The organism is Spirosoma luteum DSM 19990, assembly GCF_000374065.1.
Lineage (GTDB): Bacteria > Bacteroidota > Bacteroidia > Cytophagales > Spirosomataceae > Spirosoma > Spirosoma luteum.
Map to the genome: position 1 here is coordinate 1 of NZ_KB893253.1, position 23,134 is coordinate 23,134.

General features: G+C 46.9%; 19 protein-coding genes and 1 pseudogene. 8 read left to right on the top strand and 12 right to left on the bottom strand.

Features of this window, described 5'->3' with window-relative positions:
* Both B156_RS0110865 and B156_RS32585 read left to right on the top strand, forming a co-directional pair.
* Positions 1-310: transposase (locus B156_RS0110865; RefSeq protein ID WP_026260756.1), on the top strand; the 310-nt coding region annotated here is incomplete at its 5' end.
* A 20-nt stretch (positions 311-330) separates the two neighbouring features.
* Complete coding sequence (locus tag B156_RS32585; protein ID WP_425423306.1) at positions 331-561, top strand: integrase core domain-containing protein; 231 nt, start codon at positions 331-333, stop codon at positions 559-561.
* A gap of 357 nt (positions 562-918) precedes the next feature.
* Here B156_RS32585 and B156_RS0110870 read toward each other — a convergent pair whose 3' ends face one another.
* Together B156_RS0110870 and B156_RS0110875 are read right to left on the bottom strand one after the other, a co-directional pair.
* The gene (locus B156_RS0110870; RefSeq protein WP_018619729.1) at positions 919-3,696 is read right to left on the bottom strand and encodes a COR domain-containing protein; all 2,778 of its coding nucleotides are present in this window, start codon (positions 3,694-3,696) and stop codon (positions 919-921) included.
* A gap of 750 nt (positions 3,697-4,446) precedes the next feature.
* Positions 4,447-5,124: a recombinase family protein gene (locus B156_RS0110875; protein WP_018619730.1), complete on the bottom strand. Its 678-nt coding sequence runs from the start codon at positions 5,122-5,124 to the stop codon at positions 4,447-4,449.
* Between the two features lie 102 nt (positions 5,125-5,226).
* On the opposite strand from B156_RS0110875, the gene B156_RS0110880 reads away from it, so the two are divergent.
* The 3 genes from B156_RS0110880 (at position 5,227) to B156_RS0110890 (ending at position 10,212) form a co-directional block, all read left to right on the top strand.
* Positions 5,227-5,658, top strand: a complete 432-nt coding sequence (locus B156_RS0110880) for a hypothetical protein (RefSeq protein ID WP_018619731.1) — start codon at positions 5,227-5,229, stop codon at positions 5,656-5,658.
* Positions 5,659-6,170: 512 nt separating this feature from the next.
* Entirely contained in the window at positions 6,171-7,901 is a 1,731-nt protein-coding gene (locus B156_RS29055; protein ID WP_018619732.1) for an ATP-binding protein, read from the top strand.
* 217 nt (positions 7,902-8,118) lie between these two features.
* On the top strand, positions 8,119-10,212 hold the full coding sequence (locus tag B156_RS0110890; RefSeq protein ID WP_018619733.1) for a PAS domain-containing sensor histidine kinase: 2,094 nt from the start codon (positions 8,119-8,121) through the stop codon (positions 10,210-10,212).
* A gap of 165 nt (positions 10,213-10,377) precedes the next feature.
* On the opposite strand, the gene B156_RS32590 is transcribed toward B156_RS0110890, so the two are convergent.
* The 4 genes and pseudogenes from B156_RS32590 to B156_RS0110910 all read right to left on the bottom strand — a co-directional run bounded on the left by B156_RS32590 (position 10,378) and on the right by B156_RS0110910 (position 12,729).
* Positions 10,378-10,632, bottom strand: coding sequence for an integrase core domain-containing protein (locus B156_RS32590; protein ID WP_018619734.1), 255 nt, complete (start codon positions 10,630-10,632; stop codon positions 10,378-10,380).
* 63 nt (positions 10,633-10,695) lie between these two features.
* On the bottom strand, positions 10,696-11,289 hold the full coding sequence (locus tag B156_RS31340) for an IS3 family transposase (RefSeq protein WP_342664419.1): 594 nt from the start codon (positions 11,287-11,289) through the stop codon (positions 10,696-10,698).
* A 127-nt stretch (positions 11,290-11,416) separates the two neighbouring features.
* A pseudogene (locus B156_RS32595) lies at positions 11,417-11,572 on the bottom strand (transposase); the annotation flags it as partial.
* 161 nt (positions 11,573-11,733) lie between these two features.
* Positions 11,734-12,729 carry a chemotaxis protein CheB gene (locus tag B156_RS0110910; RefSeq protein WP_018619737.1) on the bottom strand — a complete coding sequence of 332 codons (996 nt, stop codon included), beginning with the start codon at positions 12,727-12,729 and terminating at the stop codon, positions 11,734-11,736.
* A 1,614-nt stretch (positions 12,730-14,343) separates the two neighbouring features.
* On the opposite strand from B156_RS0110910, the gene B156_RS0110915 reads away from it, so the two are divergent.
* Together B156_RS0110915 and B156_RS0110920 are read left to right on the top strand one after the other, a co-directional pair.
* On the top strand, positions 14,344-16,887 hold the full coding sequence (locus tag B156_RS0110915) for an alpha/beta hydrolase family protein (protein WP_018619738.1): 2,544 nt from the start codon (positions 14,344-14,346) through the stop codon (positions 16,885-16,887).
* 19 nt (positions 16,888-16,906) lie between these two features.
* On the top strand, positions 16,907-17,290 hold the full coding sequence (locus B156_RS0110920) for a hypothetical protein (protein ID WP_018619739.1): 384 nt from the start codon (positions 16,907-16,909) through the stop codon (positions 17,288-17,290).
* Between the two features lie 690 nt (positions 17,291-17,980).
* Here B156_RS0110920 and B156_RS0110925 read toward each other — a convergent pair.
* From B156_RS0110925 to B156_RS0110940, 4 genes are all read right to left on the bottom strand, one after another.
* Positions 17,981-18,160 (bottom strand): hypothetical protein, encoded by a 180-nt coding sequence (locus tag B156_RS0110925; RefSeq protein ID WP_018619740.1) that lies wholly within the window; start codon positions 18,158-18,160, stop codon positions 17,981-17,983.
* Positions 18,161-18,244: 84 nt separating this feature from the next.
* On the bottom strand, positions 18,245-18,448 hold the full coding sequence (locus tag B156_RS0110930; protein ID WP_018619741.1) for a hypothetical protein: 204 nt from the start codon (positions 18,446-18,448) through the stop codon (positions 18,245-18,247).
* Positions 18,449-18,466: 18 nt separating this feature from the next.
* The gene (locus B156_RS0110935; RefSeq protein ID WP_018619742.1) at positions 18,467-19,765 is read right to left on the bottom strand and encodes a Y-family DNA polymerase; all 1,299 of its coding nucleotides are present in this window, start codon (positions 19,763-19,765) and stop codon (positions 18,467-18,469) included.
* Positions 19,749-20,219, bottom strand: a complete 471-nt coding sequence (locus B156_RS0110940) for a LexA family protein (protein WP_018619743.1) — start codon at positions 20,217-20,219, stop codon at positions 19,749-19,751. The genes B156_RS0110935 and B156_RS0110940 overlap by 17 nt, the downstream gene beginning before the upstream one ends.
* A gap of 112 nt (positions 20,220-20,331) precedes the next feature.
* Between B156_RS0110940 and B156_RS0110945 the strand changes: the two genes are divergently transcribed.
* Entirely contained in the window at positions 20,332-20,631 is a 300-nt protein-coding gene (locus B156_RS0110945) for a hypothetical protein (protein ID WP_026260757.1), read from the top strand.
* Positions 20,632-20,938: 307 nt separating this feature from the next.
* On the opposite strand, the gene B156_RS0110955 is transcribed toward B156_RS0110945, so the two are convergent.
* Complete coding sequence (locus B156_RS0110955; protein WP_018619746.1) at positions 20,939-21,394, bottom strand: hypothetical protein; 456 nt, start codon at positions 21,392-21,394, stop codon at positions 20,939-20,941.
* 538 nt (positions 21,395-21,932) lie between these two features.
* On the bottom strand, positions 21,933-22,661 hold the full coding sequence (locus B156_RS0110960) for a hypothetical protein (protein ID WP_018619747.1): 729 nt from the start codon (positions 22,659-22,661) through the stop codon (positions 21,933-21,935).
* Positions 22,662-23,134 lie beyond the last annotated feature (473 nt).

Here is a 23,134-nt window from a genome sequence, read left to right on the forward strand (position 1 = left end):
TGACCCTAAGAAGATGGCCTGTCATGCAGGCGTTGCCCCCTTTGAACACCGTTCAGGAACCAGTGTGCGTGGTAAAACCCAGGTGAGCCATCAGGCTCGTAAACGGTTGAAATCCCTGTTTCACTTGGGAGCCATGTCGGTCATCCGCATGAAAGGAGAACTTCAAGACTACTATCAGCGAAAGGTGGGCGAAGGCAAAAATAAAATGCTAGTGCTAAACGCGGTTCGCAATAAACTTATTCACCGCATCTATGCCGTTGTTAAGCGGGGCAAAAAATATGACAAAAAGTATGTCTCATCACTTGCATAAACCATAGAAATCCGTGCGGCATTTTAAAGAATGAGTACCTGGCCCATCGAGCGGTGTACTCATTAGCCCAAGCCGAGTTGGTTTTGGAGCAAGCCGTCTTTGTTTATAATTATAAACGACCCCACCTAAGCTGTGATATGCTTGTTCCGGACCAAGCCCACAAAGGGGAAGTAAAGCTGAAGCGAAGGTGGAAGAATTATCATCCCAAAAGGCAGGTGAGGGATGTGGCAGGTGGCGAAAATAGGGTATAAATTAGTGGTCAACAAAAAGATGGATAACCAATAAACGGTCAACACAAATCAGGACGGGTCAGCCGGAAATCGGTCACGAAAACGCTCCTTTTTCTGGCATAAAATAAGTTGCATTATTCTATGTCAAATGATATAAATGATTATTATGTTAAGGGACAAAACTAAAACCAGACGCCCTATACGAGTCCTGAAAACAAGTCAAATTATAGGTAGGAAAGGGAAAGAAAAAGTAATTAATATGTTAAGGAAGTATCTAAAGGTTAATCCATCAATTTTCTTCTGACCATCTGCATGAAAAATTTGTCCACGACTATAGAGAAACTAGCAATTTTTAAGCAAGGTCACAACTGACATACTTTATTTCATATTCAAGACAAGATGAACGACTTCTACGATCTCTCCATTATTCTCATGTCTGGAGATGCCAACCTTCATATTCGAAAAACTGTTTAGATCTTCTCTAACGCTAAACCCAGAAAGAGGATACTTATCGCCATAAGTATCATTCGAATTTATACCCCTGATGTATTCAGAATAGTTAGTCCATAAATTATCAAACCTTTCTGCTTCCCCAAATACAATGACGAATTTGCGCTTAAGCTCATGAGTATCGTATCTTGTTAGTAGTTTTTTTAAGTGCTCTGCTACTACCAAATTTTTTGCGCCACAACTTTCGAGTCTGAAACATTCTATAATTGTGACTGGGATTCCGTTATTTCTCCTAATCATAATGTCTATTTCGCCAGCACCCATTCCGCTTCCCGAAGCTCCAGATCTCGTTTGATCTGCAATATTATGCCCTTTAGTTCTTAGCAAATCAACGATGTCATCATTAACTAAATCTTCGATTTTCTTTTGAAACTTCCGTTCAAGAACTCTTGAACTTATCTCGATAAGATCTTCCAATATTTTGTCAAGAGAATATATTGGATTATTATCAGGCTCAGAATTTTCTATTCTGTATAATCCAAGAAGTTTATGAACTGTAACTCCCGTAGCACTTACTTCGCAAGGGATAGTTCTGAATGTATTATCTTGACCTACTCTTTTAACAAACAAGTAATTAAATAAGTGTGGATTTCTTGAATCAGCACATTCTGGGCAAATACATGGAATTTTCTCTGGGACATCGGGGTAATTCAAGGACACATGGATTTCATCTAACTCTTTTCTGATAATTTCAAGCAAAAAGGATGAATTAGCCCCATGAATCCATATATGAAGCTTTCTAGAGTACTGATCGGTAGTTACTAATGCTCTGGTGTTTTCCCTCTGGATAATAACTCCATTCTTCCAGAATGTTCTATCATGAACTAAATTCCTTGTTCTCACTATAAAACGAGCCATAATACCTGCTGGCATAAAATCATAGTGGTATTCAAAACGTAAGTTATTAGTATAATTCCAGTCAAATTCAAGCGTTTCGGGGGATAGTAACTCAGGAATAAGATATGTGTCTCTTGATACTTCAAAACACAATTCAAATTTTTTCATCAAGCTAACTATGTAAGGACGTTTATCACGTTCAAATTCGTGGAGAATGATGTCTAGCATATCAGAGTCAAACTCACCTTCTCGAGTAATAACATCCTTCGAATCAAGAATTCTGTAAACAGCATTTGTAGCCCATTCTGGCTTTAAAAACACTAAGTTTCTTAGCAGGATATCGTCTTGAAAATGAAGGAAAACGCCTAAATCATGAAAGTATTGGCTTAGAAAAAGAGCCTTTTTATTGGATAGGCCGTTTTGGTTACAAATGGCCAGGTATTTTTCAGTTGAAATATAATTTGATTCTAGGGATTCTAATTCTGTTCTTATCTCTAGCCATACTTTTGGAAGCTTATCACCAATTAAAGGTAGTACATTGATTTCAGTTGCTATTTTTAATATTAGTTGTGCTATATTTTGACCATTTTTTGCGCTAACTTGGTAAAATCCAACGATATTTTTAAATTTAGATTTTAGCGATTTTTCGTCGATGTTAGCAATTCTCTCATCAATCTTATTTAAAGCAATTATTATAGGTGAATTATTGCTTAAAAGACGAATTACATTTAGCCAATAATCAAAGCTGATGAGATGCTGGTCTGTCCTCGCCTCCCAGACCAATAAGTAAAGAGAGCGTTTAGTGAGAAAAAATTGATGAGTTGAGTGATATATTTCTTGACCACCAAAGTCCCAAATATTGACCCTGAACTCAGGTGATGAATTCGTCTGAATTTTCCATGTCTTTATATCAATTCCTTCAGTTGTTTGGGTCTCTGGTATAGAATCATGTATTAAACGATTCATTAAGAATGTTTTGCCAACATTACCTTGACCAACAATTAAAAGCTTCGCTTCGAACAGCTGAACATTATCACCTAACGACAGATGATAGTTTATAATTCCTGAAACTCCCTGAGCCGAAATTTCCAAAGGTACTCTTTCAAGTGGATTACCATCTAAACCGAGCGATTCAAGTGAAACAAGATTTTCAAGTTCTTTAGGCAATAAACGAATACTATTTCCGCTTAAATTCAACTTTTTAAGTTTAGTTAATTTACCAAGGCTTGATGGTAAGTATGTAAGTTGATTGAAGCTCAAATCAAGCTCTTCTAAATTTTCAAGTCCAACAAATGCATCGTCTTCAATAGAATTAATTTCATTTTCTGATATAATCAGTCTTTCGAGAGTTTTAATTTGACTAATCATATTCGGAAATTTCTCTAATTTATTACCTTGAATAGTTAGAACCTTGCATTTTGGGTAGTCTATCCGTCCAAACGGAATTGATTTTATATCATTATAACCAATATCTACTTTTTCAATATTCATTAGATTAATGAAATTGCTACTATTCATCTCATGAATCTGATTATCCGCCAAATTCAAATACTTAATATTTTCAAGCGTAAATACGATTTTTGGAAATTCTTTGATAGAATTATTTCTCAAGCTCAAGTGCTCTAAGCTTTTGAGGCTGTAAAGCCAATCAGGAATTTTTTGAATTGAGTTTCCGAATAAATCGAGCGTTCGCATTTTTTCACACTTTCTAAGTTCGACAGGGAATTCTTTTAATCTGCCGTTAATTAGCTGTATGTTAGGAGTGTTTGAGCTCAAACTTTGCAACTTTTCTTTGATGTGTGGTTTCATGCGGTTTTGTTAAAAATCTTTTCAAGATACGTTGTATCGTACTTTGTAAATAGGTTATGGCAATATCAACTGTTAATTATTAAATTGTTGATTATTAATTAGTTAAATAGTCTAGTGCAGTGTAGCGCAAAAACTAGTTTTTGCGCTACACTGCACTAGGAGCCTGATTTATCCATCCTTATGTGTCATACATTGCATACAATAGAAGCATATGGGAAATCAGAACGGTATGACAGAAAGTACTTTAAGTACTATACCTACCGAAAAGCCTGTTAAAATAGGCCGACTGGCCCGCCAAAGTGTTGTTCCTATACCTTGGTCGGTTCGAAGCGTTGAATCGGACACCCGGCGCGTAATCGAGAAATCTGCCGAGCGCGCTGTTGCATTCACCTTCTGTTGCCAGAAGCAAAATCCGTAAGTGACAGACTTTTACACCTCTTCCATTTTGTTGTATAATCAAGTGTTATGATAAGCTTTGAGCCGTTTCTAGCGGTCCTTTACTCCTAACCGGCAGGGTCAATCTACGAATATTTCCGTGCTCTAGTACCAACCTTTTCCCTGCCCTCTTTAGATCAAGTAATGACCTGGCTGATTGGCGGTAGAAGGCCACCTTTAGCCGGGGCACCTACCTTGGAAAAATCACAACAAACGTATTCAATTATTCGTGGTGAAAACCCAATAACCTTTCCAACGTATCTTGGTTAAATACAATTATACAAGTTTATAGTTTCGTTCGGTAAGTTTTCTCTATTAGTTGAAAAGTGCCATAATACGCTGTACCTGTACGGCCTGAAATTGTTTCCCTCTACGGGTACGAAAACCATGCTCATTTAACGTAGCCGCGATACCACTCCAGCTCGCTCCCGCCCCGCGCAGCGACCGGGCAAACGCAGCCGCCCGGCGATTGTTTTCATGCTCGCGGGCATTTTGCTGCCGAACGGCCAGTCCCTTCTGCACCGCCTGGACCGTGAGATTTTCTGGTTTACCCAATACGTAACCTGCCCGTTTCTTTTCGGCCAGTGCTTTACGGGTACGATCCCCGATGACTTCCCGTTCGTGCTGGGCCATGGTGGCCATCACCCCGATGGTAAGGGTATTGGCCTCGGGCATATCGGCACAGACAAACTCGGCCCCCGAATCCCGCAAGGTGAAAATAAACGCCACGTTACGTGTCAACCGGTCAAGCTTGGCAATCAGCAGTACGGCTCCTTTGTCTTTGCAAAGCGCAATAGCTTTGAGCAGCTCGGGCCGGTTGTTTTTCTTGCCCGACTCAATGTCAGTGAATTCGGCGACGATTTCTCCCCTATTATAGATATAGGAGTTGACACTGGTGCGTTGCGCGGAGAGCCCGAGGCCACTGGCACCCTGGCGCTGGGTCGACACGCGAAAGTAGGCGACGTACTGTTTGTAACTAAGTTGGTGTTCCACGGCACAAATGCGGGTTAGTCAGCCAAAGATAAGGTTATTTTACATTTTCCGAACGACCGTTTATAAAATGTAAATTACAGAAAATCCAGGTAGATTTGGGCCATGAACACCCCGACCATCCAACCCCACCAGCTCGGTACGGATTATAAAGTACTCTTGGAGCACCTGGCCCTTGGCTGGGTGAGCGCTGAGCTGTCCCCCGAATGGTATTGGGAAGGCGAGCGGTTAGCCGAGCCGATCAGTTACCTGTACCTCGACTACCTGCGCACCCTCGGGGCGCTGCTACTAGCTACTCAGGACCCGGACCGTACAGAACAGATCTTTACGGCCGTGCTGAACCAGGCACAGACGCTGGATAAATCTCCGCTCTGGGTAGAGCAGGAGTTAACCTTCGAGGGCATCATCGACGGAGCTGACCGGTCCAATTACCTGCGGCTCGATCTGGAGCGGGCCACCCGGCACGCCGGTGGGGAGGTAACCGACCAAATCCTGGACCGTTACAGCGAACGACTGAAGCGCTTCACTAATGAGTGACCCGGAACCAACGACCATCCGGTCAAATGTAGCAGGACCATAAGTACCTCCCGTGACAATTGCCAAACGAACAGAATGGAACTGTCTCATACCTACTCATTACTATTGTGCTAAGCAGGTAGGTTCACACCTTGGTAGAGTTGGGTAGTTCTGCGGAAAAGGACCGGGCCGCGCCACGGTGGCAACCGGGCGGAAAATTCACCGTTCGTCTCGGAGTCGCGTTCGACTTGCGCCGGGCTGCCGATGCGGTCGTTTGGGAAAATAGTCTCACAAACTCATACACGTTGTTATAAAAGAGATACCGTCCGCGGCTGCGGTTGATTCTTGACCGGGTCGCCGGTGCGAATGACAATATGAGATTATGCAGAGCTAAGATTGACGTAGCTGGTAGAAGATTGACTAACGTCGCATAAAAACGGGCGTTTTGGAAGCCCCCTTACTTATTAAGTAGACTGTTTTTGAACACCTTCTTTTAATCCGGGTTAACGCCAAAACACCATTGATGCGCTTTGATGACCAGCATACAGGATTCTCTCGACAACCCTGGGCGACCAGATCAGGCGACCAACCAGCTACTCACCCCCGTTTGGGTAGCCTTTCACAAAACGGAACAGCGCCTGGCGTTTCTGCTCCAGCTCAGCGATGCGCTGCGTGCCTTGGCTGATCCCATTGCCATTCAGCAAACGGTTACCCAAACCACCCGAGCCTTTTTCGGGGCCGATCGCTGCTACTACAGTATAGTGCAAGAAGGCAAAGCCATCATCCACCGGGATGCGTCCCGCTCGGATATGCCATCGGTGATCGGGGAATATCCTCTGAGCCAATTTCCCTTCTTCAAAACCCTGGTTGATGTCGGTCATCCCTTCGTGGTGGCCAACGTCCACGACTCAGACCTCATCGATGAGGAATTGATCCGCCAGTGTATTCCTTTACAGGTGATTTCCTTCATCGCTATACCGGTCATCAAAAACCAGCAGGCGGTTGGCATTTTATTTCTGTCCCAAGGCGAGCCTCGTGAGTGGGATGAACTGGAGGTGGAACTGGCTCAGGAAACCGCCGATCGTACCTGGGCGGCTGTCGAACGAGCCCAAGCCCAGCAAGCCCTGCACCAAGCCGACCGTCGCAAGGATGAATTCATGGCTATGCTGGGCCACGAGTTACGCAATCCCTTAGCGGTGCTGACTAACACGCTGATGTATCTGGAGATGACCAAAGGAAAGGATCAGAGCCTGTCCTACCCCATAGGCATCAGCCGCATGACCCGACAAGTTCAGCATTTAGGCCGCATGGTCGATGATTTGCTGGACGTGAGCCGGATTCGGCAAGGCAAAATTAAGCTGCAACGCCAGCGGATCGATCTGGCTCAACTCGTGGCGCAAACCCTCGAAGCGGCCCGGCCCCTGTTTAAGGAGCACAATCGCTCGCTTGAGGAATCACTTCCTTTAGAACCCGTGTTTGTTAGCGGAGACGCCACCCGCCTGGCTCAAGTGGTGATGAATCTGCTGACCAATGGGGTTAAATATACCCATGAAGGCGGCCACGTGTGGGTGAGTCTTAAACCGGCGGGCAACCAGGTGATTCTGCGGGTAGAGGATGATGGGATGGGTATTCCAACGGATGAGTTAAGGGCTATCTTTGAGCCCTTCGTGCAGGGTAATACGTCGCTGGATCGTCCGCAAGGGGGGTTGGGTCTGGGCTTAGCGGTGGTTAAACAGCTTGTCGAGGCACATGAGGGCCGCATTGAGGTGCACAGCGCCGGGCTGGAGCAGGGTAGTCAGTTTGTCGTTGCGCTTCCCTTGCTAACGGAAAAGTCTGTTTTACCCCAGCCGGAGACGAACCAAACCAAGACCGCAAACGAGGCAATGCGGGTGCTGTTAGTGGACGACAACCAAGAACTGGTGGAGCTAACGGCTAAAATCATGCAGATGCTAGGCTACCAGGTGCATAGTTGTTATAGCGGTCAGGAAGGGATTGCGGCGGCTGAGACCTGGCAACCGGATGTGCTGTTGTTGGATATCGGGCTACCATATCTGGATGGGTACGCCGTCTGTCGGCATATTCGCCAGCAATCCTGGGGCCATTCCTTACCCATTATTGCCTTGACCGGCTACGGTCAGGAAGCCGATAAGCAGCGTAGCCGGGCCGCGGGCTTTGATGGACACTTGTTGAAGCCGATTGATTACACGAGCCTTCCGGCGTTTATGGCCCAAATCATAGCGGCCAAAAAAGGAGCAGACAATTGATTCAAGCTTCTCAGTAATCCCTCCCAACTGAGACGATAGAGTGTTTATAATTCGGGCATTAAACGAGATGGACAAGCCACTCGTTTCGTGGTTAGTTGATTGAGTCCATAGTTCGAAATACGCCATACAAATAAGAGGTCTTCAGGGAAATTTGGTAGCTGAAATAAACCAGCTTACAAGTTTTGGTTAACTTGCCTTTCATTCTCTGTGACTACCTATGAGCGGCGATCAACGGCCCTTTGATTCAACAAGTACCCTCAATCAGCGACTGGATATTGACCTGGCACTCCTGGCCGCTGGACTCGGCGTCTGGGAAGTGAATCTGATCACCAACCAGGTACTGTGGGATGATCGATGCCGACAACTCTTTGGCATTGACCAAAACCAGATTTCCTTTTCCGACACCTGGCAATACATCCATTCCGAGGATGTTGAGCGGATCAATCAGGCCGTACAGTGGGCCATGAACCCGCTATCGGATGGCCACTATCAGGCAACCTACCGCAGCATCGGTCAGGATGGGCGCACCCGATGGATTCAGTCAACGGGCCGGAGTTACTTTGACCCGGCTGGTCAGCCAGTTCGGTTTGCGGGCGTCGCCCAGGAAGTAACCCGGCAAATGGAAGCTCAGCACCAGGAAGTCACTCAACAAGTGGCGGCCCGCCGGAAACTGGAGGAAAGTGAGGCCAAGTTCCGGTTGCTGATTGAAGAAGCCCCCTTTGCCACGGCTCTTTACACCGGGCCCGAACTCACCATTGACACCGTTAACATGGCCATGCTTCAGCTATGGGACAAGTCAGCGTCAATCGTGGGTAAAACCTTTGACGAGGCCTTGCCCGAACTGGAAAGCCAGCCCTTTACGGCCTTGTTGAAAAACGTTTACCAATCTGGTGTTGAATACGTTGCCAGAGGTCAGGCGGCCGACATTATGATCGACGGTCGGCTGCAACGGGGCTGGTACAACTTCAACTACAAACCGCTTTGCAACCAGAAAGGTGACGTGTATGGCATCCTGCACATGGCGATCGAGGTAACCCAGCAGGTGATGGCTCGCCAAGAGCTTGAAGAGCTACAGGTCCACTTACAGGAGGCCATGGAACTGGCTCAATTAGGCATTTGGAGCATTGATGTCGCCACCAACAAACTTAACTTTTCGGATCGGCTGATTGAGTGGTTTGGCTATGATCCCGACGAGCAGGACTACCAGCAGGTGATCCCCATGCTGGATGCGGCCGATCAGGTGCGGGTCAACCAGGCGGTGGCCTGGGCCCTGAACCCCCAATCCGATGGCGTTTACAACGAAATCTATACGGTCATTCATCCCGGGACGGCTCAGAAGCGCGTCTTGCATGCACGGGGTAAAACCGTCTTTGATGCCCAAGGTCAGGCGGTTCGGCTCAATGGCACGGCTCAGGATATCACCCTGCATCGCTCGTTGCAGCTAACCTTGGAGCAGCAAGTGCAGCAACGTACCGAGGAACTAGCCGCTACCAATGAAGCGTTAGCCGCTACCATTGACGAGTTGGAGACAAATAACGAGGAGTTTGCGGCTCTCAATGAAGAACTGAAAGAAGCTAACCAGCTCTTGAACCGCTCCAACGAAAATCTTCAACAGTTTGCATACGTGGCCTCTCATGACTTGCAGGAGCCCCTGCGTAAGATTCAATCGTTCAGCGATATACTAAGAAGTCAATATGAATCGCAATTAGGTGATGGGGTCGAGCACCTTCAACGAATGCAGCTAGCTGCCAGCCGCATGTCTACTCTGATTCGTGATCTGCTCGCTTATTCCCGCATATCCACTCACCCCGATTCCACCGTACCGGTATCCCTGACTACGGTAATAAGAACAGCAGTAGACGATCTGGATTTGTTGATTACCGAGACCGGGGCCACCGTATTGATTGATGAGCTACCCATTATCTCTGGCGATCCCGTCCAACTAGGCCAACTGTTTCAAAATTTGCTCAGCAATGCGTTGAAATTTCGGCAAACGAATACGACTCCTCATATCCAGGTTCGATGTCAGCTCATATCGTCTAGTAGCCTACCCGCAACGATTCAACCAACCCGCCAAGCTACAGCGTACTATCTGATTGAGGTGGCGGATAACGGCATTGGTTTCGATGATAAGTACACCAACCGCATTTTTCAGGTCTTTCAGCGGTTGCATAGCAAAACCGCGTACGCGGGCACGGGAATAGGGTTAGCGATTTGCGAAAAAGTGGTTGCTAACCATGGTGGTGCTATCGGGGCCAGTAGTCAACTGGGTCAAGGGGCTACGTTTAGTATCTACTTTCCATATCGGTAAAAACGAGCCTATTCGATCTCTTTGCTGCTCGCACAGGAAAATTAAAAAAACTAGTTCACGTATAGGCTCTAACGTATCAATAAGTTGATTGACTTGCCTTTTGATATGGTTTTGACTAATTTTTGCTCTTATGATCTCTAAATAGTTCAGCTGAGGTGGGTCGGTTTAGCCGGACACTTGTGATTGAGAGTTATGAGTGAAATTAGCTTGGTAATACTGTTTTTCAAAGTTGATCGGTGACAGATACCCCAATGCAGAGTGTAGGCGCCGAATGTTATAATACCCCTCGATGTAGTTAAACAGCTCATCATGAGCGTCTTGTAAGCTTTCAAAGCAGCTGTCTTCTAACAGTTCTGCTTTGAGCCGACTCCATAAAGACTCTGCATGAGCATTTTGGTAGGGATTTTCTTTCTCCGCCATACTCTGTTGACACTGCCATTTATTCAGACGCGCTCGAAACGTTTTGCCAAAATACTGACCGCCCTAGTCTGAGTGGGCAATCAAGCCGGACTGTGGACGACGCAAGCTAGCCGCTTGGTCGAAAGCCCTGATAATCAAGCTTTCTTCCATGGTTACATCGACACACCAGCCGACGACCCGACGCGAGAACAAATCAAGCCAACTGGCTAAGTAGAGCCAGCCTCCTCCTGACAATGGCAGGTAAGTGATGTCGCTTACCCAAGCCTGGTCGGGCCGGACTGGTTGGCCCAGTTCAAGCAATAGGTTAGGACAGGCCTGCAATCCATGCCTTGAATCAGTGGTACGAGGAACAAAACTGCGCGGCTGGATGGCCTGCCAGTTTTGCCGCTTCATTAATCGTCTAATCTGGTGTCGACCTACTTCAATGCCTTGCTCCTGAAGAGCCTTTTGTACACGTCGACTAGCATAACGTCGGCGGTTTCCCCAGAAGACATCCTGAACACTATTGGTCATTTCCTGCTCGGTTATAGATAATTGAAACGTTATTCCTGCTCGATATTCGTAGTAGCTACTTGTGCTGACTTTCAGTGTATTACAAAGTAATCTAACCGCGAAATGGGACTCTTCCTGTTTGATAAACTGGTAAATTAGTCTCAGGTCATGCGGCTGAAAATGGCGACAGCTTTTTTTAAAATATCGCGTTCTAACTCCGTTTGGCGAAGTTGCCGACGGAGCGATTCGACTTCTTCTTCCAAAGTGAATGTTGATTTTTCACCCCCTTCGTCTTTTTTTCAGCAGCCCGCCAGGCATGGATAATGCTAGCACTGATGCCCATTTTTTTAGCTACAGCGAGAATAGACTCCCCGTTGGAAACTAGACGGAGTACGTCAGCTTTGAACTCAGGGGTGTACTTTCGGTTTGAAGTTGCTTTTTTTACCATTTGACACGAAGTTAAAATAAGTTTCGTGTCCGGATTTATAGGACCATCTCACTCTGGCAAATATGGCCATAAGATTTGGTTCGGCTACGTTCGACTGCGCTGGCTGCCTGAGAAAAATCTCTAGTATATTGTTAAGTGTTAGAAGTCCACTTTTGGCACTATCAGCCCATCACTACCGAGCGCAGTAAGGCTAATTGCTCCTGGGCTTGCTTGATCTGGCTTTGATAGGTCGGCGCTAAAGGGCTGGCGGACTCCAGCCCTTTAGCGGCTTGCTGAAGCAACATCACCACTTCTTCCAGGGCACGAATGGCATTCCACACCGAATCTTCGACCGTCTGGGTGACGCCACTCAGTAATGATTTGGCCGTAAACCCATGACCCGTATGACACCGGTAACGGGTCAATGTGCCTTCCTGGATGCTGACCAGCACACCGTGGCATTCCGGACAGGTCAAGGTCGATACCTCGCCCATCGAGAAGACATCGCTTTCTAAGGCCTGGTCTTCCCGGGTTACTTTTACTTCCTTTTCCATACGGGTCTCTTCCTGATTAGAAAGAGAGGGCCTGTCCCGGACTTTCTGCTGAACTAGTTCGCCTAACAAGTCAGCTAATTGGGTAATGGAAACAGTGTAGTCAACCGCTACGTGTTGAGCGACACTTTGGGGCATGCTGGGATAAGGCGCTTCCAGTGGGTCTTGAGTCACACAAATGCCCCCCAATCGTTTGATAGACCACATCCCGGAGGTGCCATCGTCGAGCATACCCGTTAATACCACACCGATGACTCGGGGGCCGAATGTATACGCTGCTGAACGGAATAAGGCATCAATCGAGGGTCTGAATCGGTTTTCTTTTGGCCCTTTCTTAACCAGTATTCGATCCTGTTCGACCAGTAAATGATGATCGGGTGGAGCGATGTAAATATGGCTTTGTTGGATTCGTTCCCCATCAACCGGATGTGAAGCAGGCAACTTACCAGCATGGCTAAGAATGTCGGGCAAATAAGAAGGTTCATTGGCACTAACATGCAAGGCCACAAAGATGGATGCTGGCAGATCAGGGGGTAAGGCAGCAACTAAATTTTTAAGGGCATACACGCCACCGGCTGAGGCACCAATGACGATGATATCACGAGTCGCTGTAGAATCAGTTTGCATTCAAGTTGGGTTGATTAACCAGTCAACCAATTCGGTTGCTATCCTGGAGCACCTTGTCTTGTTTATAGGGCTCTTAGTAAGGGAATGGTCACGACGAAGCGGTAGCTAACCCATTCAGGACGGTCCTCAGCAGCGGTTGACAAGCGCCGGGCTGGCGCACCAGACACAGATCGTCAGGAAGTCACGGGCCGATGCTTCGGCGTCATCAAACGGCAGCCGCAGCCTGTCGCCGTTTCTGAGGAGTAGGCTGGTCGGGTTGAGCCAGGAGTTGATCAGACACGCCTTCTAAGCCAGAGATAATACATTGTAACTAATACAAAAAAGCCCCACGGGTCGTACCAATGGGGCTAAACTAACAGATATAAAACGCCCCTATTAACCCTTTATTGTGTACCTCGAAACAGGAGAGAGCTTATTTAGCACTTTATTTATACATACTCGTCTGTGTAGTGGCTCAGTTTGATCGTTAACTGGCAATTTCAGTACGCTTGACCAGTGGCCCGACGAAGCGGCCGATTTCGTAGCAAATTGACCGCGTCCCGGCCACTAGCCGCCGGTGCGACGCGGGGAACCGCTGTTAAGGACACTGAAATATTCCGGCCCGGCGCGGGCACACCTGGTAAGATTCATAGTTTGTACTTAAGTGGCACTTATTCTCAGAAAAGGCTCCTACTTGAGACGAACTCAACTAATAGGGTAGTGAATTAGTAACCCCTTACAAACGGTCGTTTAGAAAATGTGTAAAGCAGTCTTCAGGATTATGATAAAAATACCTAAATAATTTGTTTTGGTTACCTGTTGGGCAAGTGGCAGGGAAGTAATTTAGGGAACAAATTAGTCTGGCCATTTCTCTAAGCCTGCAGCAATACGTAATGCTCGTTGTACATCTTCCCAATAGTAGCCGCTGTCATAACCGGTTGACAGGCGATCACAGATCGTCAGAAAATCATTAGCGGCATCAAACCGCGCCGCGGACGGTCGCAGCTTTTCAGGAGCTGGTTGGTCTTGTTGATAGGGGAGTTGGTCAGATATGCCTTCCTATTTATGCCCACCCCTCATTTATTAAAGTCAAGAAACAGGATGCTGTGGGCTGGTAATTCAACTTTCCCCTTTTTTACAACGAATAACCGGTAGAGTGTCATTTATTGCCATTTCCAGTTCTGAACCATTGAGATTTACCTCTTTGGTGATCAATTCATCAGTGGTGAGTAAATATGTATTGCTTCATCAGATATGTTTACAGCGGTGGCCGTTTCATTGCCATTCAGGATTAAGGCACTTTTTCCTTCAGGCTGCTTTTTGAACCATGAATAAACAGATCAATACTGGGCTCTAACTGTCCACCTTCCTATACCTGGCTTCGCATGAGCTTATTCCCGGAGACCTCTACCGGCTGTTTTATGCGGTTTCGGACCCTAAACTCCAAAGCTGGCGCCAAGTCTGAATGTAGCTTTTTTTAACGGGTTGTTTCTGATAAATCACGTTCTGACGACTAACAATTAGGTGTTATTATCCGTCGGTAAACTCATTAATCGACATAGCGCATTTATCTGCTTGCCTGAAACACAGGCGCTCAGCAAGCTCATCTCTACCAGAAACTAAACCTATACTGATATGCCTACTAAAGATGAAGTGATTGAACGAAGAGGATTAGAACTAAAAGATGACCCTAAGGTCATTTCTCCTCCTATACTGGGCTTTCCGCTCTATGCTTGCTCAACCGTCGTAAAAGTCCTGTCATTCATACCCCAGGCAGGCATCGACGTTGAGATAAACGGCGCCGTTATCGTCTCGGTGACTGTGGGCTTTCCAGAGCCCGATGGGGCTATTATTCCCATACCTGGTGCTTTGATTGCGGGTCAGGTAGTCCGGGCCCGCCAACGGAGTGCCAGTGCCATCAGCGGCTGGTCAAATTCCGTAACGGTGGGCAGTCATAAGGAAGATTTTCCGGCTGGTTTGCCTCGCCCGGTCATCAACCCGGCCCCGGTTTATAAATGCGGTATTCGTACGGGTGTGAGCAATCTGCTCATCGGAAGCAACGCCTGGATTACTGCCGATGGCTCAACCGTTGGCTCTGCCAATGGCAGTAGGGAACAGCAGGGAATCAATATAGCACCGGCTTACAGTCTTGGTCGCAAAGTTGTGGCACAAGCTGAATTATGCGCTGATAAGTCACCACTCTCTGCCGAGGAAATTACGGTGAATGCCGCCTATCCGTTACCGACACCCACGTTTGATCCGGCCTATCAGGGAGCTACGCAACTCCGCATCAATAACGTTGCGAACGGGGCTCGGGTAAAACTGGAAATTGATGGGCTCAGCCAGGGAACGTCGGGGTGCTGGGGAGGGAGCCTGTACTGGAATTTGGGTACGCCCCTGGGGGCTGGTGCCTCCCTTAAGGCTACGCAGTCGCTATGTGCCGATCAGCCCTCGTCCACGGGTCAAGGCACGGTAAATCCCTGTAGTGCGCTTCCACCACCCGATGTGGCTCCTGCTCAGATTGGGGATACGTTTATCCGATTGACAAACTACGTAGTGGGAGCCCTAGTCAAGGTCTACGTCAATAACGTAAAAGTAGGGGAAAGCAGCGGCTCAATTATTCCACTGACACAGGCCGTTGCCTTTGGCAACACCGTGTTGGTCGAACAGATCGTGGGTACGTGCCGCAGCCAGCTTTTAACAATCGTTCAGGTAAGATGTGTTGCCCCACCGCTGTCTTTCGATCCGTCTTACCTCAATTTATTTCCGGTGGGCTCTAGGACGTATAGCGATGGCCGTCGAAAAGGGATAGTCTTTTATCCGGCCGAAACGGATGGCGACCAGGCCAAATTCAACAAGCGAGTTGCCGCTTTGGGACGCGTGCCCATCATTTTTATAGCGCACGGCAATCATAATCCGGCTGATCCGAGCTATCTGGGCTATGATTATTTTCAAAAAGACTTAGCCCGCATGGGGTTCATTGTCGTTTCGATTGATTGCAATGAGTTTAATGGGTATTCGGGGGGGGTGAGTAATATCGAGGATCGGGCAGACTTGATTATTGACAATATTGCGTATTTTCAATCCTTGGATGCTTCTTCCGGTTCGGTTTTTGAAAATAAAATTGATTTTAAGAAAACAGGCTTAATGGGTCATTCACGCGGAGGAGATGCCGTCGTTATGGTTCCAGAGGTCATTCCGTTGGCCGGTGTCACCTTGAAATCAGTACTGGCCCTGGCCCCAACCGACTTCCGGTGGTGGATCAACGGGACAACAACGGTGCCCAAGAAGTATGAGTTTATGACGGTGCTTCCGGCAGGAGATGGCGACGTAACGGGTAACGAAGGCGCTCGGTTTTATGACCAGGCGCGCCCTTCCGGTTATAAATCGCAGCTCTATGTGCATAACACAAGTCATAATTTATTCAACCGTCAGTGGCTCTCTAATGACGGCCAGCCGATGGGGGTCATCGTGAGTCGCTACCAGCATGAGCGAATTTTGTCAGTTTACGGCTGTGCCCTGTTCCGGAATACGTTAAAAGGTCATGCTACAACGCAGTTTTTAGCCGGGTATGCCTTGCCCAGCGGAGCCCTTACGGACCGGGTGCATTTGTCATTTGAAAAAGCCAAGATGCCACCGATCGACAATTTTGAGGATGGAAATGGCATTGGTACCAACTCGATGGGCGGCCCCAATGCAGCCGTTAGTTTAGGCGCCAATGAATACTCGTTCAGACAGGTAACGTCGGGTGTTTTCAATCCTACCTTTTACGGCAATTCGGAAGGGATGGTGCTGAATGACCAGAATACAAATGGCACATTCACCTTAACTTTTAAGGAAACCCTCAACCTGAAAGGGAAAGAAATCTGGTTGCGCGCTGCTGAAGTGAATACCAACGGCGCTCTGACGGGAGGACCTACGGGATTTCAACTTGGCCTTAAAGATGCGTCGGGTGTTACGGTTTTTATTGACAGCGATGGCGTAGGGGGGCTGCCCCGGCCTTACGACCGCCCCAGCGTCAAAAAAACAATGTTGAAAACGCTGCGATTTCCCGTAAGTTGCTTTAAAGCAGCCAGCCGTCGCTTTAAAGAAACCGACGTAGTGGCCCTGGTCATTAAGTGTAATCGCCCTTCGCGACAACCCGCTCTGGCTTTTGACGATATTCAGCTAGTTAAATGAACGATAAACGAACAAAACCATGCTCGACAGCAATCAGGACAATATCGCCATTCAGGATTCCGTGCCGAATTATCGGCTACCCAATATCCTAAGTGTAAAAGCAAAACGAATCAACTATTCGGCTCCCAAGCTAAAGTACTTTACCTCATCGCTGGCTAACTATGACCAGGCCATCGAAATCATCGTGACCACCGATGCGCCCATTCCGATTCGGGCGGATATGCCGGTCCTGTATATTGGGGAGGCCCGAACGATTGAAGTAGAAGCCATTGATGAAAAGACGTATCGGTTTCTGGTCGTCGATATCACTAAACTCAACGAAAACGATCCGATCGCCTGGCAATGGATGATGCAGCCGGGTGAAAAACCCATTCCAACAAAATTTAGATTTTCCCTGGAATAGGTTATCAAATTACCAGCCGTCGTATTACAGGATGGAGCACTTACCAGCCTACCATCACGGTCAGTACTAAGCAACGCAACGGGTATACCGGAATTCGGGTCATCGACTATGGCTCCGGTATTTAAGCTTCTATTCTGGAGAAAAGCTTCCAGCCCTTTTTCACGACCAAACCCACCGGTGAATGCACCGGCTTGGGTTTGTCATTGAGTTACGACATATTACCAGGGGAGCTCAGGAAGTCTAAGGGTGGAGAGCCAGGAAGGAGAAGGGACTACAATTCAATTCAATCATCGACCGCTAAGAATAGGTAATTGCGCCCATCTGGAATTTCTCTTCTTGATCATGCGATTCAGTTCTCTCCAATCTTTACACCTCAGTTATACAGTAGTGGCTAGGTTATTTGGTGCAAGCTAGAGTCTATATAGGGGGTGGACCATTTCGTACAAATGCGGGCCACCCCCTAGAATACGAAAAGGCCCCACTGGTCGTACCGATGGGGCTGAAATAACGTAACAGATCTACAACGTCCGCTTAATCCTTTTATTGTGTATCCTGAAACAGGATAGGCCTTATTTAGCACTTTATTTCTAAATGCTCGTCTGTTAACCTGATTCATTCCTATAGGGGGCTATCCAGTCGGACGATCGCCGGTGAGGCTGGAATGAAAGGGGCGAATGTGTAACGTTTCACTTAATCAGCTGCCAAAGGTGGATTATAGGTACCGGAAACGAGTTCCGTATTACAGGCATCAATGCCTTCTTTCAATTCCGATATAGGCCGCTTATTTTTCGGTAGGTCGGCTAACGCAGTGAAGGCGGTTTGTAAGGCGACCTTCCGGCCCCAAACTGCCTTCATCTGTTCTTGTGTCATGGTAATCGTTAGGAGTTGTCTGGTTTTCGCATGGATTCCAATTAAGGGTGCTGGCTGTCCTTTCCAACCTTGATTTGTCCGTGACTATGATGCCCTCTTATCAGCCAACTTCTTCACATCGTCGGGGTTGACCAGTTTCGAGCGCTGGTTTTTATTTCCATCGGGCTGAACCTTGAGTTTGCCCGATGACATCCACCCAATTACAGTGGCTTTGTATGCTTTACGGGCTATCCCGTTTTTGATGGGGGTAACCAATACCCGATCGCCCTGACCAATGACTCGATTCATGACTTGATTGACGTAACCCTACTTTGCTTCCAGTATATCTTCCCAGCGCGTTGTATACCGCTTGCTGAGGTACTTCTGCTTCATGGGCCAATCGGGATTGTACTGCTGAGAAGCCAGCCTGAGCTTATCCTGGCCATATCGCCGGTTTACCTTGTCAACGACAGACGATAGTGCCATTAGTTTCTCATTCGGTCCTTCTACGAATACGCCCTTTTGCCGGTAATCCCCGGGCACTAAATCCGATAGCATAATGCCCACCTTGAGGTAGTTATAGCCAAAGCGAAAGATAGCTCGTAGGCCACTTTCTGCGTATGTAAGTAGCTCCGTGGTTGAATTAGTGGGATGAGGTAAGGTAAGCGTGATGCTACCCGCGTACTGCTTAGCTGGTTGCCCCGGTCCGTCGCCACGGTTGCCGGGTGTTTTGCGGAATCGATCGGTGTGTAGAAACACGGTAATCGCTCCGCATAATGAATCTTGTTTACGTAGCTTCTCACAGCAGCGGCATAAATGGGTAGTCAGGGCGTCGGCTAGGGTGGCCAGGTCCGGAATGAGTTTGCCAAAGCCAGGAGCCGTACAGATCGTTTTCCTGGCCGGTGGGTTTATCTCCAGCATGTGGCAGGGAAAGCCCCGCAGTTCATGCACCAGACGCAATCCGTTCACGGTCATCAGGCCATTAATCCAGTCATCGGGCACCTGCCGAAGTTGGGCCGCCGTAGTGATACCGTGTTGTTTGAGCTTGGCCGCGTAGCGACCACCTACACCCCAAAGGTCTTTTACCGGAAACTCAGAAAGTGCCTCCGTAATGGCTTCAGGGGTATCCAGTACGCACACCCCGTTCAGCTCCGGTGTTTTCTTGGCCAGTCGGTTGGCTAACTTGGCCAGGGTCTTGGTTGGTCCAAAACCCACGCAAACGGGAAGCCTGAGCCACTGGTCAACCTTCTCCCTGATAGCGGCCCCTAAGTCCTGATAGGTTGGGTACGTGCCCATATATTCCTCAATCCATAGAAACGCTTCATCAATCGAATACACCTCTACATCAGGCGCAAACTGGGTCAAAACGCTCATGAGTCTTGCCGACGTGTCCCCGTAAAGCTCATAGGCAGAGGAGAACACGACGATATCATGCTGCTCCCGGAGCTCCCTGGTTTCAAAAAAAGGTTGCCCCATTTTTATGTTCAGGGCCTTCGCTTCGTTGGATCTGGCCACGATGTTACCATCCCGGTTAGAGAGTACAACAATGGGTTTTCCCTCTAATGTAGGGTCAAAGCTGCGGTGGGCTGAACAGTAAAAATTATTGCCATCAACGAGGCCGTACATACTTAGGTGGTTTAGAGACAATGTAGCGAACCACGCCCAACGAACGGAATTGATCCTTACCCAAGTGGACGTAGATCGGCGGGTAGTTCTCATTGCTGGATTCGAGCATGATCATGTGCCCTTTGCGAACAAACCGCTTGACGCAACACTCCCCGTTGACCCAGGCCACCACCACGCTGCCTGATAGAACCGGCATGGCTGAATCCACGACCAGAATTGAGCCCGGATAGATGTAGTCGGGGGTCATGCTCTCCCCTACTGCCTTGACAAAGTACGTACAGTCGGGATGGGCCACGCACAACTCATCCAAGCTTAGCTTTTCGCGGATGTAATTCTCGGCGGGAGAGGCAAATCCGGCCGGAACCAACGATTCATAAAACGGTAGCCGCCTGCGCCGGGCGGCGTTAACCAGGTAGATATTTTCGGGTGGGATGCGGTCCGGGGTATCAATCATGGGCGGTTGATGCATACGGCATCAAACCGCTATAATACCTTTTTGTTATATATAATACAAATAACATATAAAAGACATCACATCGATTATGTTCTTTGCGTTACTACATACGATGACAGAGAGAGGAATTGCTTTGCATGCGCTGGCCGTTGGCCGGCTGGTTTTTGTGGATACCGTCACGTTTCCGACCCATGTTTCCTTAGTATTCGTGGAGTTGTCTCCCAGACTGGTTTCCATCCTGCCGGCTGATTACCACACGCTGCAACTACGGCGGGAAAGCTTTAGTGTAGCCAGTGTAATCACCCGCTATGAGCGCTATGTCGTGACGTTAAAGCGGCACGGGTACGAGGAAGCGACAGCTGTAGCCGAGGAAATGCTGCGAACGGCTAAGATCCAGGCTGCTAAGCGTTAAGGCTTACCTACCAGGTAAATGGTTATTCTCATGTAGGGTTAGTCTTCCGAATCGTACACAGTTCGGAAGATCTACCTATTTATTTATAAAGAAAGGGTCAAAGCCCTTTCTTTAATCTATTTGGCTTTATAACCTCTGATTGGGAAATCGCCTTTAACCCATCTCACAAAATTATTCGGGTGCAGAACGTAGGTATCTTGTGCGCTCTGTTTCAATGTAGACTGGCTAATCTCGGTTTTCCACTGCTCTAAAAGGCGCTCCATTTCTCTGATAACATTCGAGTCTGTTTTCATAGTATCGTTCATGATTATTGTGTGTCTACTGGTTTTCTAATCATATCCACCAAAAACTGTTGATGGTTTTGCAAGTGGATTTTATCCTGTTTCAAAGAGCTGATCAGATCGTCTTTTTCGCTTATCTTTTCCTGCAACTCTATCAATTTGCTTTTCAGGTTCTCGACCTGACTTTCAGCGACCTGTGATACGGGAATAGGGGGCTGATTATCCATCTGGAATGCCTTCCCTGTGAATACAAACACCTCGTCAAATTCATCGCCGTAGCCAAGTTTGACTTGACAGACTGTTTCAAGTGATGGGTTGTAACCCGTGACCGCGCTGTTACGCAATGCTTGATAATTGCAACCGGTTTTGTCCGAAACCTCAGATAAACCTTTATGCGTTACAAAACTGACAAAGCGATCCCGGATCTCTCTTGCCATTTGTTTTGCTTCTTCGCTTACCCCTTTTTTACCGTCCGTGCTCATTGGTCATTTACTTTATGTTGTTTCAATCACTCACTATTAATACAAATCTACAATACAAGGTTTTAAAAAAACTCATATCATAAATTTTATTTCTTTTAGGTTTATAAAAAATACTCATAAGATTGATATTTATAAACGTTGTAGTTTTAATCTATCCTGTATCATCAGTATATCTGTACGTAACACATTTGGGGTATATCCGCCATGTAACAGGATTATTTGTCTTTCATTCAGACAGTTACGCAGAAACTTATGCTTTTGTCAGTCGTTTACAGCAGATAACAATTTTACTGTTTAGGTATATGGAAAAGCATACAATTTTGATGCTCTTAAAGCTGTTTTGACCCTTAAGAGTAAAAACACTGCTAAGATCAGCTTTCAACGGCGGTTCTAACCCCTTTTTATAAGTGACTGTCCCAATTACAAATAACGCTTACCCAAAATAGGGGTAACTTTCTGTAATGGTTTTATATTCAGAACTTAACAACATCTTTGTGTTAGATACACCCCCAAATGTGTTAGGTACTCCTGTGTGGTCTCAAATCTCCCGAAGATATAGCGTGGTAATTCCCTGCCGGAGGTGAATAGGAAAAGTTTTTAACTCTCGATCAATCAGTTTGTGATCGTGGGGAACGGATTCATTGATGTACTCGGGATCAATGAAAATGATGTTAAGCCGTTCATGCACCACATGTCCTACCCGCTCGGTATGCTTAAGCAAATGTTCACTAGAGGTGGTAGTTTTCATCGTAGCCAGATCATCAAAATAGCGGTAGGCGCAATACCAGTAGTAATATTTGTGGTGATAATTAGAAAAGCAGGCCTGGTAAGCATCGGGCTGCTCCCGAATGGTACGCAGCAGCTGGTCGGTCTGTTGAAGTTCTTTAAGCTGGCCCACGCTAAGCTGCTCGGTCAGTGACCGGTTTAGCAATTCATCGCGGTAATTCTTGATGTGCAGCACGACGTCGCCGTGGGTGACGGCCCGCTCAATGGAGTACTTATGCTTGAAAAAGAAGGACAGAGAAATGGCGGGCTTGTTATAATTAATGAGTTTAAGGTTTTTCAGGGGCTTACCGGGCTGGTTATAAGCCTGATACTGGTTCATAAACTGCATGGGAATGAAGTAGTACTCCAGATGGGGATCAGCCGGGGGCGTACCGCTAATCTGGTTAATACCCGGCGAAAGCGCAACAGCCTGTGTTTTAAGGACGGTGCGCAGGGTATCCAGCGGGGCTTCGTCGTTTCGTTTGGTGGGTTTTCTGGGCATCAGTATAAGCTGGAAGTATAGGAGACTTATTTACTATAAAAGTAAATAAGTGGTTCTTTGTTTGCAACAGCCTTTTTTCCCCTTTACACCAAATTTTTTCGCTTTGATCTCTTATCCTTTTATCAATAATTTGTTTGATTGATTTACGGGGCTTATAAAACACTAATTGTCAGTTATTTATGACTAGAAAAAGGAGGTTTGGTAGGCAACAAACGGAGGTTTAGTAGGTATTATTATCATAACAAACGGAGGTTTGGTAGGCCACAAAGAGAGGTTTAGTAGGTTTGAAAAAGAGGTTTGGTAGGTACTATCCTTGAAAACGGAGGTTTAGTAGGTCAAGATTTTTACGGGCAAATCCATTCTTTTTTAAGGCAAAAAAATTCGAACAAGAGGTTATTGTGTGATAAAAACACATGTCTACGAAAAACTCAGGGTTAGAAAACGGAGGTTTAGTAGGTGTTTTAAAGGGTGAC